The sequence below is a fragment of the Pseudomonas sp. CK-NBRI-02 genome, from assembly GCF_008124495.1.
GTDB classification, from domain to species: Bacteria; Pseudomonadota; Gammaproteobacteria; order Pseudomonadales; family Pseudomonadaceae; genus Aquipseudomonas; species Aquipseudomonas guariconensis.
Window position 1 is genome coordinate 1 of record NZ_VSJH01000028.1, and the last position, 13,894, is coordinate 13,894.

The 13,894-nt window shown below is 65.3% G+C and carries 10 protein-coding genes; 7 read left to right on the top strand and 3 right to left on the bottom strand.

Annotation, left to right across the window (positions count from 1 at the left end; all coding sequences use genetic code 11):
* The 5 genes from DQ397_RS17385 to DQ397_RS17405 form a co-directional block, all read left to right on the top strand.
* A partial coding sequence (locus DQ397_RS17385; protein ID WP_148921590.1) for an RHS repeat-associated core domain-containing protein occupies positions 1-2,004 on the top strand: 2,004 nt, incomplete at its 5' end.
* A gap of 154 nt (positions 2,005-2,158) precedes the next feature.
* Positions 2,159-3,274, top strand: a complete 1,116-nt coding sequence (locus tag DQ397_RS17390) for a DUF1214 domain-containing protein (RefSeq protein WP_043215162.1) — start codon at positions 2,159-2,161, stop codon at positions 3,272-3,274.
* Positions 3,271-4,446, top strand: coding sequence for a sulfotransferase (locus DQ397_RS17395; RefSeq protein WP_043215160.1), 1,176 nt, complete (start codon positions 3,271-3,273; stop codon positions 4,444-4,446). Before DQ397_RS17390 ends, DQ397_RS17395 begins: the two co-directional genes overlap by 4 nt.
* A gap of 30 nt (positions 4,447-4,476) precedes the next feature.
* Complete coding sequence (locus DQ397_RS17400; protein WP_043215156.1) at positions 4,477-5,265, top strand: SDR family oxidoreductase; 789 nt, start codon at positions 4,477-4,479, stop codon at positions 5,263-5,265.
* Between the two features lie 11 nt (positions 5,266-5,276).
* Entirely contained in the window at positions 5,277-6,242 is a 966-nt protein-coding gene (locus DQ397_RS17405) for a hypothetical protein (protein WP_043215155.1), read from the top strand.
* A 77-nt stretch (positions 6,243-6,319) separates the two neighbouring features.
* Here DQ397_RS17405 and DQ397_RS17410 read toward each other — a convergent pair whose 3' ends face one another.
* A complete protein-coding gene (locus DQ397_RS17410; RefSeq protein WP_043215152.1) occupies positions 6,320-7,702 on the bottom strand; it encodes a DUF1329 domain-containing protein in 1,383 nt (460 codons plus the stop codon).
* Positions 7,703-7,726: 24 nt separating this feature from the next.
* On the bottom strand, positions 7,727-9,304 hold the full coding sequence (locus tag DQ397_RS17415; RefSeq protein WP_102082467.1) for a DUF1302 domain-containing protein: 1,578 nt from the start codon (positions 9,302-9,304) through the stop codon (positions 7,727-7,729).
* 257 nt (positions 9,305-9,561) lie between these two features.
* Here DQ397_RS17415 and DQ397_RS17420 point away from each other — a divergent pair, with 257 nt between their 5' ends.
* Both DQ397_RS17420 and DQ397_RS17425 read left to right on the top strand, forming a co-directional pair.
* Complete coding sequence (locus DQ397_RS17420; protein WP_043215150.1) at positions 9,562-11,295, top strand: FAD-dependent oxidoreductase; 1,734 nt, start codon at positions 9,562-9,564, stop codon at positions 11,293-11,295.
* Positions 11,296-11,297: 2 nt separating this feature from the next.
* Positions 11,298-12,176, top strand: a complete 879-nt coding sequence (locus tag DQ397_RS17425) for an SDR family NAD(P)-dependent oxidoreductase (protein WP_043215148.1) — start codon at positions 11,298-11,300, stop codon at positions 12,174-12,176.
* 123 nt (positions 12,177-12,299) lie between these two features.
* Here DQ397_RS17425 and DQ397_RS17430 read toward each other — a convergent pair whose 3' ends face one another.
* On the bottom strand, positions 12,300-13,883 hold the full coding sequence (locus tag DQ397_RS17430) for a FadD3 family acyl-CoA ligase (protein WP_043215145.1): 1,584 nt from the start codon (positions 13,881-13,883) through the stop codon (positions 12,300-12,302).
* Between the last annotated feature and the right edge of the window lie 11 nt (positions 13,884-13,894).

The following is a 13,894-nucleotide window of genomic DNA, read 5'->3' on the forward strand; positions in this document are numbered from 1 at the left end:
ACCTACGAGCCCAAGACCCAGCGCCTGGCCTCCATCAAGACCGAGCGTCAGGGCAGTGGGGCGAAAGTGCTGCAGGATCTGCGCTATGCCTACGACCCGGTGGGTAACGTGTTGAGCGTGCGTAACGACGCCGAAGCCACGCGCTTCTGGCGCAACCAGAAGGTGGTCCCGGAAAACACCTACGCATACGACAGCCTCTATCAACTGGTCAGCGCAACGGGGCGCGAGATGGCCGATGCGCGGCGGAAAGGGCAGGACCGCGACCATCCCGCGCTCATCGCATGCGATGACGCCACCTACACCCGCTACACCCGTACCTACACCTACGACAGGGCAGGCAACCTGGCCCAGATCCGCCACAGCGCGCCGGCCAGCGGCAACAGCTACACCACCGACATCACCGTGAGCGAACGCAGCAACCGGGCGGTGCTGAGCTCGCTGGCCAAGGATCCGACCGACGTGGAGACGCTGTTTAACGCCGGGGGGCAGCAGCGGCTGTTGCTGCCGGGCCAGTCCCTGGCCTGGACACCGCGTGGAGAGCTCGCACAGGTCACCCCCGTCAAGCGCGACAGCGGCGCGGATGACCACGAACGCTACCGCTACGACAACGCCAGCCAGCGTGTGCTGAAAACCAGCACCCAGCAGGCGGCCCGCACCACACAGACCAAGAACATCCTCTACCAGCCCGGCCTGGAGCTGAGGCGCACGCTGAGCAGCGGCAAGGTCACGGAAGACGTGCAGGTCATCGCCGTGGGCGAAGCGGGTCGCGCGCAGGTGCGGGTGTTGCACTGGGTAGCCGGTAAACCCACCGACATCGCCAACGATCAGTTGCGCTATAGCTACGACGACCAGACGGGCAGCAGTGCACTCGAAGTCGATGGCACAGGGGAATTGATCAGCCACGAAGAGTATTACCCCTATGGCGGCACCGCCCTCTGGGCCGCTCGCAATGCGGTGGAGGCGCGTTACAAAACCGTGCGCTATTCGGGCAAGGAACGCGACGCGACGGGGCTGTATTACTACGGGTATCGCTACTACCAGCCGTGGGTGGGCCGCTGGCTCAGCGCTGATCCGGCGGGGACGGTGGATGGACTGAACCTCTATCTTATGGTCAGGAACAACCCGGTGACGCTTGTGGATGAAAAGGGGCTCAACGGCGAAACACGTCACTTGGACAGTGCTCGCAAAGCGGCAAGATTAAAAACAGGGGAGCAACGGAAAGTACCAGGCTCTGTGTTGGGGTTTACTAGAAGCCAGCCTGCCACGGTCCATATAACAGCGGAGCCTGTGAGCACGGATAAGGTTATAGACGACGCGGTGCTGAGAAGTGTCCCCTTGCTGACGGATCTTTTCGTCCCGAACAAAGTGCATTCTGACAGTGCAACGGCGGAAATCGTAACGAACCAAAACGGAGGAGGGATCCTCGCGTTCAACGCACTTCATTTGCCGCTCGCTGAAGATAAAAGCGTTAACGCCTTGCAAATAGTCCACACGAAGACAATGACATCCCAGAGAAGCCCAGAAATGCACTATGCCTATTGGGCGCCGCAAGGCGGATATGTCGATATTGCCGCTCATCCTCGACAGGGTGAACCTGAGCTCCTGTTTACACCCGGTTTCAGTGGATGTTCGCTTGTTGTGGACAAAATGAGCGAAGAGACCTTACGTGTTCGACATGTAGAGGGCAGCAAAGAAGACGCACAATATAATGATTTGGATGAGGCTGAGCATGGTATGGGAATGCTGGGAGCCATGGAATTTACAGATTATGGTTTCCACGTCACTGCAGACGGAAAGGTGGTCGAGAACGTGACGGCTACTGCTTTTATGAAATACGAGGAAGGTGAGTGGAGGATTAAGTATCAGAGCCTTCTGCTTTCGCCCACAATTGAATCGCTTCAAACAAAGCCGGGCGGCTTCTTCAAAGCGGACCAATTAAAAGCCAAAGTTAGGCATTACGAGGGGCGGTCCGTTGTCAAAACAGCAACGATCCCACTACGTTAAGGACATCTGCGTTTTCCACATTCATCAGCCAACGCAACTGCATTGTGTCACCGGAAGCGCACGTGCTGTTAGTCCGCTCGGACGTAGTACTCCGAGGGCCGCAATTCCTATGGTCTCCCAACCCGCGGCATTCCGCCCCCCCAAGGAGACCCTCATGGTTAACGACCCAACCGAGCAGCAGGTGTGCAGCGGTGAAACCTGGAACCGGTTCTGCGAACAGCTAAGGCGCAGCGGCGAGCAGATCCTGCGCGCCGAGGCGCCGGCCGATGCGCAGACCCGCGCCGAAGGCTTTCGCTACCTCACGCGCCTGCTGCGCATCGCCTTGGAGATGCACCTGGAGTTCGCCGACCCGGACTTCCCAGGCTTCATCACACCCTCCCACGAAACCGCCAAGATCGGCGCCGACAACCCCGACAACCTGTACCGCTACGCCCGCCTCAATGGCGCCCAGCGCTACCGCGTCAGCGGCCAGCGCGGCAGTGTCGCCTACTTGAGCTTCGGCACACAGAAAGGCGGTTACGAGACCGACGGCAAGATGATCCAGACCGGCTTCATCGACGCCAGCCAGCTTGAGCTCGATGCCCAGGGCAACTTCGAAATCATCCTCAGCCAGTACCCGCAGGCCAGCGGCAACTGGTTGCGCCTGGAGCCGGAGAGTAACGCGCTGATCGTGCGCCAGACCTTCCTCGACCGCGCCACCGAGCAGCCTGCACGGCTGCACATCGAGCGCCTGGACGCCGACCAGGTGCCCGCGCCGCTGGACCCTGCCTTCCTGCAGCACGGTCTGCAGCGCGCCGCCTCGTTCGTGGAGAACACCGCACGGCTGTTCGCCGACTGGGCCCAGGGCTACCAGGCCCACACCAATGAGCTGCCGCCGGCCGACCAGGCGCTGTGCCAGTCGGTGGGGGGCGACCCGAACATCTTCTACTACCACTCGTACTGGGCGCTGGCTGACGACGAGGCGTTGCTGATCGAGGTTGACCACGTACCGGCGTGCGATTTCTGGAACCTGCAGATCAACAACTACTGGATGGAGTCCCTGGACTACCGCTACCACCGCATCTGCCTGAACAAACACTCGGCCCAGTTGGATGACGGCGGTGGCCTGCGCATGGTGCTCAGCGCCCGTGACCCGGGCTTGGCCAACTGGCTGCACACCGCCGGTCACCCCCACGGCACCCTGTGCCTGCGCTGGGTCGGCGCGAAATCCCCTGTTCACCCCAGCACCCGCGTCGTGAAGTTGCATGCCCTTGAGGAGCTTGTCCGATGATCAACAGTGAATTCGCCCCAGACCGCCTGCTGGCCGACGCCAGCGCCCGGACCGGCGGCCTGCAGGATTTCGGCCCCGGTAACTACCGAGAGGCCCTGGCAGTACTGGCCCAGGCGCTGGAGCTGGAGGCCCGGTTGTCGTCCGCCGGGCGCGGCATGCTGCGCGAAAAGTTGGTGGCGCAACTGGCCAACCGTTTGGTGGTGGAGGAGCACTGCAAGCGCTTCCCCGAAATCCTGGCGCAACCTGTCGACGACCCACTGGTGATCGTCGGCCTGCCGCGCACCGGCACCACCTTGTTGCAGCGCACCCTGGCGGTCGATCCGCAGTTCAGCAAGGCCCATTGGTGGGAAACTCGCTACCCGGCGCCCCTGCCCGGCGAAGACCCGGCCCAGCCCGAGGCGCGCATCCAGCGCGCCCGCGCAGAGGTCGCGGCAATGGTCGAGCACCTGCCGCAGTTGCTGGCCATTCACCCCCTCGATGCCGAGCAGGCCGATGAAGAGTTCATGTTGATGGAGCACAGCTTCCTCTGCGCCATGGACTCCTATGTCAATGTGCCCAGCTACACCGCCTGGCTCGATCGCCAGGACCAGACCGAGGTCTACCACTACCTCAAGCGTTGCTTGCAGTTCCTGCAATGGCAGCAGGGCTTGCGCGGTATCGCACCGGGCCGTCGCTGGCTGCTCAAGAGCCCCCAGCACCTGCATACCCTGGAGCTGTTGATCAAGGTCTTCCCAGGCGCACAGGTGATCCTCACCCACCGCGAGCCTGCCAGCACCATCCCGTCGCTGGCGAGCTTCATCCATACCCTGTGGCAGCTGTACAGCGACCAGGCCGATGCCGAGGCCGTCGGCGAGCAGTGGAACCGCCGCATGGCCCGTGCCCTTCGTCATGCCATGGCCGTGCGCGAGCTGCTGCCCGCAGGGCGTGTGCTGGATGTGCATTTCGAAGACACCCTTGGCCAGCCATTGGCGGTGGTCGAGCGTATCTACGCGTTCGCCGGCCTGGACCTGAGCGACGCGGTGCGCGAAGCCATCGTGCGTTGGCTGGCCGACAACGGCCGCGAGAAGCGCGCCAGCCACCACTACACCCCCGAGCGCTTCGGCCTTACCGAGGCCATCTTGCAGCGCGACTATGCCCAATACCGCAGCCGCCACCTGCGCGCCCGTGCCTGACACCCTCACAACCAGAAGAAGGAACACTCCATGCTGTTGAACGACAAAGTCGTGATGATCTCCGGCATCGGCCCGGGCCTGGGTATCAAGCTGGCCCTGGAGGCCGCGCGCGAAGGTGCGCGCGCCCTGGCCATCGGGGCTCGCAGCGCCGAGCGGCTGGCCGACGCCCGCGCCCGCATTCTCGCCCTGGGCCACGCTTGCGACGTGCTGTGCGTGCCCACCGACATCACCCAGCCCGAGGCCTGCACCCGGTTTGCCGAAGCCACCCTGCAGGCCTTCGGGCGCATCGATGCCTTGGTCAACAGCGCGTTCTCCCACGGCGGTTTCCAGGCCGTGGAAGAGGCCGACAACGCGCCGCTGCGCGAGGCGCTGGAGGTCAACCTGCTGGGCTCGCTGAACATGTCCCGGGCCGTGCTGCCGGCGATGCGCGAGCAGGGCGCAGGGGCGATCGTGATGATCAATACGCTCGGTGTGCGCAAGCCTTACCCGGGCGGCGCGGCTTACTCGGCGTCCAAGGCGGCCCTGGCCGCCAGCGTGCGGTACCTGGCCTGCGAGCAGGCCGGGCATGGCATCCGCGTCAATGCCCTGGCCTGCGGCTGGATGTGGGGGGCGCCGGTGCAGGCGGTGGTCCGTCAGAGTGCCGAGGCCCGCGGGATCAGCGAGGCGCAGGTCAAGGCCGAGTTCAGCGCGGGCATCCCCGGCGGGCGTATGCGCACCGATGATGAATGCGCCCGGGCGGCGCTGTTTCTGGCCTCGGACTATTCCAGCGCAATCAACGGCGCGCAGCTCGACGCCAATGGCGGCGAAGTGATGTATTGAAGGGGGCGGTCATGATCGATCATTGCGCTTTCAACGGCGACGCCGATGGCCTGTGTGCCCTGCAGCAGTTGCGCCTGGCGGGCGAACTCGACCCTAACGTGCAACTGGTCAGCGGGGTCAAGCGCGACATTGCATTGCTGGGCCGGGTCAAGGCCCGCCCCGGCGAGCGGGTGACGGTGCTGGACATCGGCCACGAGCAGAACCGCGAAGACGTCCAGCGTTTGCTGGCCGACGGCGCCCAGGTGCGCTACTTCGACCATCACTTTGCCGGGGAACTGCCCCAGCATCCGGCCTTCGATGCGCACATCGACACGGCGGCGCACGTGTGTACCAGCCTGCTGGTCGACACCTGGCTGCAAGGCAAGGCCCACCGCTGGGCGGTGGTGGCGGCCTTTGGCGATGGCATGGCCGGGCCGGCACGGGCCCTGGCGCAACGCCATGGTCTGGGCGCACCTGAGCTGACGGCCCTGGCGCAGTTGGGCGAATTGCTCAATTACAACGCTTATGGCGACAGCGTGGCCGATTTGCACTTCGACCCGCTGGCCCTGGCCGCCGAGCTGTTGCCCTATGCCGACCCGCTGGATTTCGTGCAGCACAGCGCAAGCTTTGCCGTGCTGCGGGCCGGTTACGCCGCGGACATGGCCGCCGCCGCGGGGCTTTCGCCGTGGTGCGAAGGGCCGGGCATGCGCCTGTTCCGCTTGCCGGAACAGGCCTGGGCGCGGCGAGTCAGCGGTGTGCTGGCCAACGACCTGGCCGCTGCCGCGCCTGGACGTGCCGTGGGGCTGCTCAGCGCCAAGCCTGATGGCGACTGGATGTTCAGCCTGCGCGTGCCGGACGGTGCGCTTTGGTCCGCCGATGCCTTTTGCCGGCAGTTCCCCAGCGGGGGCGGCCGGGTGCGTGCCGCGGGCATCAATCGCCTGAGCCCCGCACAACTGCCAGCACTCGCCCAGCGCCTGGCCGCCTGCTACCCCGGCTGATCCCTCCCACCCCAAAAGCGCAAGGCAAAACAAAAAGCCCCGGGTCTTTCGACACGGGGCCTTGAGGTGGTCGCTGCTTAGCGGGTGCCGAGCTTGCGCAGGTTGCCTGGCGTGAATTCGTCAGCGCCGAAGTTGCTGGCGTTGAGCTTGGCCGGGGTCTGGCCGTCGAGCAGGCGGTCGACCATGTAGGACCCGGCGATCAGGTCGTGGTACAGGCCCAGACGGGCATGGAAGCGCTGGATGTCATAGGCATACACCGAGGTCTGCATGTTGGTGCGCCACAGCTGGCCACGGGCATCGTAGTTGTCGGCCAGGATGGCAGCCCAGCTGTCCTCGTCGATGTAGAAGGTACGCTTGGCATAGATGTGACGCGCGCTCGGTTTGAGGGTGGCCTGCAAGACCCAGACGCGATGCTTCTCGTAGCGCATCAGGTCAGGGTTGATGTGACCGGCGGCGTTGATGATATCAGCCTGGCTGACTTGCGGGCTGTCGATCTTGTAGTTGTTGTACGGGATGTAGATCTCTTTCTTGCCGACGATCTTCCAGTCGTAACGGTCGGTGGCACCGTTGAACAGGCGGTCCTCGTCGTACACGCGGAAACCACCGGCACCGGTCGGGGAGTCATAGCCCACGGTCGGCGCACGGCGCACGCGGCGCTGGCCAGGGGTGTACTGCCAGGCCTGGCGCGGCTGGGCGGCGGCGTTGATGAACTCGTGGCCGACGACGATCTCACCTTTCTTGCGCACAGGCTCCAGGGTGGTGAGCAGGAAGTCGGTGAACACACCGTTGGTGCTTTGCGCATTCTGCTTGGGGTCGGACCACAGCGAGTAGATCTTGTAGTTGACCTTCTCCAGCACGCGGTTGTTATCGGCGTAGACCACCACCTGGTTGTAGTTGGCCTCCTCGGTGATCGCACGGGCCTGCATGGTGTGGTTGAGAATCAGCTCGTTGCCGTTCTTCGGCACCGGGAACGGCGAGGCACCGAAGGCGTCCAGGGCGTCGTTGCCGTCGCTGCTGAGCTTGGCGCTGGCGGCGTTGCGGCTGATGGCCGCCTCGGTGTCCGGATCGACGCGAAAATCCCGGTGGCTGGGGTAGACCGGCATCTTGAAAGTGTCGGGATAACGCTTGAACAACGCTTTCTGGCCGTCAGAGAGGTTGGCCGCGTACTGGTCCATGTTCTGCGCGGTGATGACGAACAGCGGCTTTTCGTCGGCATAGGGATCCGGGTAGGGGGTGCCGGGGCCGGCGAATTTCACCTGGGGCGGTGCGCCGCGCCATTTGCCGGTCCAGGCCGGGATGCTGCCGTCGGCGTTGCCGGCGCGCTCGGCGCCCATGGGCGTCAGGTCCTTGCCCAGGGATGCGGCACTGGTGCCGCTGACGTTGGCCTGCAGGGCCAGGCTGCTGCCGAGCAGGGCGACGGCGAGGGTGGTGCGTATCCAGGGGTGCTTGAGATTGGACATGTCGATGATCCTCCGTCGGGGGCTTCAGAACCGGTATTTGAAGTTGAGGGCAACGTTGTCGCGGTCGGCCCAGGGCGAGTTATTGGCATTGCCCAGGTAGGCGCTGTAGAGGGCCTCGACAGTGAAGTTGCCGAGGTAGCGCCAGGTGGTACCGATGCTGGCGCGGTCGTCGCCCTGGCCGTAGTTGATCGAGCCGGTCAGGGCGCTGTCGTGCTGGGCGGCGGTGCTGAAGTTGATCGGCACCGACATGTCCCAGCCACTGAACACGTCGTTGTAGTCGAAGTTGACTTGCACCGTGTAACCCCAGGCATCGCGATCGCCGACCAGCGAGTCGGTGCCCGGCAGCGAGAAGCCAGGGGCCAGGGTCAGCGGGTCGGACTTGTCGTTGTTGAGCACGGTGTTGTAGACCAGCTCACCGGTCAGGGTGGTGTTATCGGAGAAGGCATTGGGGCCGAACACGTGGATGGCCGACACCTGGGCCTGCAAGGTCTCGGCGCGTACCGCGCTGGAGAAACCGTTGTCGACCATCACCGGTTGGCCGTCGCGGTAGCTGACTTCGCCGGCCAGGCTGGTATCGCCGAGCACGGTGGCGAAGCTTGCGCCGTACAGGTCGATGTTGTCGAAGTAGCGCGCACGGTAGAAGCCCAGGTCACTCTGGAAGTCCAGCGTCGGGGTCTTGTCGTGGTAGCGCACGTAGTACAGGCCGAACTCGGTGTTGTTCAGCGACGCTGCGCTGTAGCGCAGGGCCAGGCCGTACTGGCCGCTGTCGCTGGGCTCGTCGTCGGGCAGGCGCTTGACGAAGCCGCTGGCGTCGCTGTAGCCGCCACGGTCGATGAAGTCGGTGGTGGAGAAGTAGCTGCCGACGCCGAACAACTGTGTCTTTTCCCACTTGTACTGGTAGTAGGCTTCCACATCCAGGTCGTCGGTCAGGCTGAACTGGCCGAACACCTGGCCGACCGGCAGCAGCACTTCCTTCACCTCGACGCCGGGGGTAGTCGCCTTGGTGGCATCCACCGGGCTCTGGGCGCCCGAGACGCCTGGGTAGAACAGGCTTTCACCCCAGCTCACTACTTGGTCGCCCACGCGCAGGTTGAGGTTGTGCCCGGCCATGTCCCAGGTGCCGTAGGCATAGGCATCGAGCAGGCGCAGGTCGTCGCGGTGCTGGTCGACGGTGTCCTTGGGGAACTGGTTCGGTTTGCTGCAGACACCGCTGGCGAAGCAGTTGGAGGTACCGGTGTCGTTGTCGTTGCTCTGGTCGTAGGCCTTGTCGTAGAAGCCCGAGGCGCGCATGAACAGGCCGTAGTTTTCCTGCCAGCGCAGGTTGGCTTCGGTGAGGAAACCCACCCGGTCGGTGATCAGGCTGCCGCGGTCGAAGGCGTTGTCGCCGTCGTTGCCGTCGGCGTTGTTCACCAGCTTGTGGTCACGCTTCTCGGTACGCCAGGCAAGGCTGTAGGACAACGTCGTGTCCCAATCAATGCTCAGGTCATCGCTGGGCTGGAAGGTCAAGGCACTGGCCTGCTGGCCGAGGCCCCCGGCCAGCAGCAACAGGGACAGACGCACGTACGTGTTAAGGGGTTGGGGGGCGATTGTTGTTTTTATCATTGTCGTCCTCATGCGCGGGCATGCCTGCCCGACCGACGTTCCGGTTTTGGGAGGTGAAGCAGGGCCGACTATGGGACCGGACCCTTGGACCAACATCGTCCAAGTGGACTACGCGCAATCGGTGGTGACCCGCTAGTCCCATCGGACGATGTCCGGTCATGCACCGCGCCAGACAATCGAGCGAGCCCTTGGCCCCGGCCGCGTTCTTCCTTTTCCGGCGCGGGCTTTGGAGGCGTCTGCCCCGAGGAGGTGCGTGCATGATCAGGTGGGACGAATGTTGCGATGTACTGGTGATCGGTTCGGGTGCGGGCGGCCTGACCGCCGCGTTGCGAGCCCATGACCTGGGGCTCGATACCCTGGTGATCGAGAAGAGCGAGCAGTACGGCGGCACCTCGGCGGTGTCCGGCGGGGGGATCTGGATCCCCGACAACCACCGCGTGGCCGCGCTGGGTGGGGCGGACTCGGCCGCCGAGGCGGTGGCGTACCTCAAGGCCGTGACGCAAGGCGAGGTCGACGACGGGCGCATCGAGGCCTACGTCGAGCATGCCCGGTCCATGGTCCAGTACCTGGAGCGCGACACCCGCGTGCGCTTCGAAGCCCAGGCCCACTACACCGACTACTACCCCGAAGTGCCGGGCGGCAAGCCCGGCTACCGTTCCATGGACCCGTTGCCGTTCGACGCCGCGCAGCTGGGTGATGAATTCCTGCGGATGCGCGCACCATCCCCCGGTACGTTGATGATGGGGCGCATGGCCATGACCATGAAGGAAGCGCGGGTCTTGCTGTGCCGAGGCAAAGGCTGGATGGGCCTGACCGCCAAGGTGCTGTGGCGCTACTGGCGCGACCGCAAGGGCCGCAGGCTGTCGCGCCGCGACCGCTACCTGACCCTGGGCAACGCCTTGGTGGGCGCCTTGCGCTGCTCGTTGCTCGACCGAGGCGTGCCACTGTGGCTCGATTGCCGGCTCGATCAGTTGTTGATCGTCGGCGAGCGCATCGGCGGCGCCCGAGTGCTGCGCGACGGGCAATGGCTGAACATCAAGGCCCGGCAAGGGGTGATCATCGCCGCCGGCGGTTTCGAGCGGAACCAGGCGATGCGCGAGCAGTATCACCCGCAACCGTCCAATGCCGGTTGGAGCGCCACACCGCCGCACAACACCGGTGATGGCATTCGCGCGGCCGTGGCCGTTGGCGCACGCACGGCCCTGATGGAACACAGCTGGTGGGCGCCGACCGTGCAGGTGGCGGGCGAGGAGAAGCAGCGCGCGCTGTTCGTCGAGCGCAACCTGCCTGGCTGCATCCTGGTCAACTCGGCCGGTGAGCGCTTCGTCAACGAAGGTGCGCCCTACAGCGACATCGTCTACGCCATGTACGCGAACAACCGCGAAGGCGCCACCAGCGTGCCGTGCTGGATGGTCTTCGACGCCCAGTTCCGGCGCAAGTACCCCTGTGGCCCGTTGCTGCCCGGCTATGCCCAGCCGGACTGGCGATTGCCGGCGCATCTGCGCCAGGTGCTGCACAAGGCCGATGACCTGGGCACGCTGGCGGCGCAGATCGGCGTCGATGCCACCGGCCTGGGCCGCACTGTACAGCGCTTCAACGCCATGGCCGCCCAGGGCCGCGACGACGATTTCGGCAAGGGCGAGTCGCTGTTCGACCGCTACTACGGCGACCCCTGCGTGCAGCCCAACCCATGCCTTGCACCGCTGACCAAGGGGCCGTTCTACGCCGTGCGGGTGGATGCCGGCGACATCGGCACCAAGGGCGGTTTGCTCACCAATACGCACGCCCAGGTGCTGCACCACGATGGCGGGCCGATCCTGGGGCTGTACGCCATCGGCAACAGCGCCGCCTCGATGATGGGCCGCACCTATCCCGGCGCCGGTGCCACCCTTGGCCCGGCCATGACCTTCGGTTACCTGGCGGCCAACCATATCCATGCCCATAGCGAACACAACCAGGGTCAACCGACCCTGGCCACCACTGGGAGGTAAGCATGCACAACGAAAGGCCACAGGTAGCATTGGTCACAGGCGCCAGTCGCGGTGTCGGGCGCGGTATTGCCCAGGCACTGGGTGAGGCGGGCATGACCGTGTACGTCACAGGGCGGATGGCCGGGCAGGGCGGCTCGACGCTCTATGGCCAGGCCCTGGAGGGTGACCTGCAGGGCACGGCCGATGCCATCGACGCGGCGGGCGGACGGGGTATCGCCGTGGCCTGTGACCATGGCGACGATGAGCAGGTGCGGGCGCTGTTCGAACGCATCGAGCGCGAATGCGGCCAGCTGGATCTGCTGGTCAACAACGTTGCCCATATCCATGACCAGCTGATCGAGCCGGGCCCGTTCTGGGAAAAACCGCTGTCGCTGGTGCGCATCCTCGACGTCGGCTTGCGCTCGGCCTATGTCGCCAGCTATCACGCGGCCCCTTTGCTACTGCGCAGCGGGCGTGCGTTGGTGTGCTTCACCTCGTCCTTCGGGGCCGGTTGCTACATGCACGGGCCGGCGTATGGCGCGCAGAAGGCCGGTTGCGACAAGTTCGCGGCGGACATGGCCATCGACTTCGAAGGCCGTGGCGTGGCGGCGGTCTCGCTGTGGCTCGGGCCGCAGCTGACCGAACGCACGCGCATTGCCGGGGAGCAGCATGGTGAGCAGTACCGTGCGTTCCTGGATAACGCCGAGACGCCGCAGTTCAACGGGCGCCTGATCCATGCCTTGCTCAATGACCCGCAATTGGCCGACTACAGCGGCCAGACCCTCATCAGCGCCGAGGTCGCCCCACGCTACGGCATCACCGAAGCTGACGGCCGCCAGCCTCCGTCGCACCGCGCCATGTTGGGCGAGCCCCGCCAGCAGCATCCCGCGCGGGTCATCTGAACCCCGGGGCCGCGTTGCGGCCCATCGCAGGCTCCGCCAGCGCTACCGAATCTCGCCCTGCTGAGCAGCACGGTAGCTGTGGGCGTCAGCGGAGCGATGGGGCGCAACGCGCCCCCGTGGTTCTCAAACAGGCTCCGCGACCCAAGCGCGCAACACCTGCTTGGCCACCTTGCCGGTGGCATTGAGCGGCATGTTGTCCAGCACCTGGACCCGCCGTGGCACCTTGTAATTGGCCATCTGAACCCGGCACCAGGCCAAGAACGCCGCTTCGTCGATCCGCTGCCCCGGCACCGGCAGCAGGAAGGCCATGGCGACCTCGCCCAGACGCTCGTCGGCAATGCCGATCACTGCCGCCTGGGCCACACCGGGATAACGCACCAGAGTCTGTTCGATCTCCGCCGGGTACACGTTGAAACCACCGGTGATGAACATGTCCTTCAAGCGATCGGTAATGCGCAGATAGCCCTCGTCATCGAGCACCCCCACATCGCCGGTATGCAGCCAGCCCTGGGCGTCGATCGTCTCGTCGGTGGCCCTCGGATCGTCCAGGTAGCCGCGCATCAGGTTGTAGCCGCGCACCAGCACCTCGCCCGGCTGATTGGCCGGCACCGGCTGGCCTTGGGGATCGACGCAGCGCACCTCGACATCAGGCATCGCCCGGCCACAGGTGGTGGCGACCCGCTCGGCGCTGTCGCCGGCCCGGCAGATAGTGACGAAGCCACAGGCCTCGGTCAGGCCGTAGGCGGTGACGATGGTGGCAAAGCCCAGCTCGCTGGCCATGCGCCGGATCATCTGCACCGGGATCGACGCCGCGCCCGTCACGGCAATGCGCAGGCTGCCCAGGTCATACGCCTGGCGCTCGGGGTGGGCCAGCAATGACTGGTACAACGTGGGCGGCCCGGGCAGCACGTTGATGCGCTCGCGCTGGATACATTCAAGCAGCGCCTGGGTGTCGAACACCTGCTGCGGCAGCAGGGTGCAGCCGCGCATCAGCGCTGCGACCCAGCCGGCCTTGTAGCCAAAGGAATGGAAGAACGGGTTGACGATCAGGTAGCGATCGCCCGCCTGCAGACCGACGATTGCGCTCCAGTCACGCACCACGCGCAGGTTCTGGCCATGGCAGCTCATCACGCCCTTGGGCTTGCCCGAGGTGCCGGAGGTGAACAGCAGGTCCGACAAGGTGTCGGCCGTGACCTGTCGTTCGCGTTCGCTCAAACAGGCGTTGGGCACCTGCTCGGCGAGGGCGAGAAAGTCCTCCCAGGCCAGGCCTTGGCCGACATCGCCCTCAGGGCGCAGGTGGATTACCTGGCGCAGCGCGGGCAAGGTCTGGTCGGCCAACAGGGCAGGGTAGTCGGTGTCGAGAAAACGGCTGATGCAGAACAGCACACAGGTGCCGCTGTCGTGCAGCACCTGCGCGGCCTCGGCGCCTTTCATGCGGGTGTTCAGCGGCACCAGGGTGGCGCCGACGCTGTGCAGGGCGGCGGCCGCGACGATCCACTCCCAAAGGTTCGGAGCCCACACTGCCACCCGCGCCGCCACCGGCACGTCCAGGGCCAGCAAGGCACGCGCGGCCTGGCGGCGCAACTGGTCCAGGCGCTGGTAGCTGATGGGATCGCCGGCGTCTTCGATGGCCGGGCGCTCGCCGTAGGCCTCGGCGGCCAGGGCGAACAGTTGCGGGAAGGTCTGGGCGTTTTCCACGGACGGCATGTGGCCTCCTC

Bases quoted from the DNA above. Each gene is read 5' to 3' on its own strand.
- DQ397_RS17390 (WP_043215162.1), top strand. From the start codon at position 2,159: ATGGTTAACGACCCAACCGAGCAGCAGGTGTGCAGCGGTGAAACCTGG.
- DQ397_RS17395 (WP_043215160.1), top strand. From the start codon at position 3,271: ATGATCAACAGTGAATTCGCCCCAGACCGCCTGCTGGCCGACGCCAGC.
- DQ397_RS17400 (WP_043215156.1), top strand. From the start codon at position 4,477: ATGCTGTTGAACGACAAAGTCGTGATGATCTCCGGCATCGGCCCGGGC.
- DQ397_RS17405 (WP_043215155.1), top strand. From the start codon at position 5,277: ATGATCGATCATTGCGCTTTCAACGGCGACGCCGATGGCCTGTGTGCC.
- DQ397_RS17410 (WP_043215152.1), bottom strand. From the start codon at position 7,702: ATGTCCAATCTCAAGCACCCCTGGATACGCACCACCCTCGCCGTCGCC.
- DQ397_RS17415 (WP_102082467.1), bottom strand. From the start codon at position 9,304: ATGATAAAAACAACAATCGCCCCCCAACCCCTTAACACGTACGTGCGT.
- DQ397_RS17420 (WP_043215150.1), top strand. From the start codon at position 9,562: ATGATCAGGTGGGACGAATGTTGCGATGTACTGGTGATCGGTTCGGGT.
- DQ397_RS17425 (WP_043215148.1), top strand. From the start codon at position 11,298: ATGCACAACGAAAGGCCACAGGTAGCATTGGTCACAGGCGCCAGTCGC.
- DQ397_RS17430 (WP_043215145.1), bottom strand. From the start codon at position 13,883: ATGCCGTCCGTGGAAAACGCCCAGACCTTCCCGCAACTGTTCGCCCTG.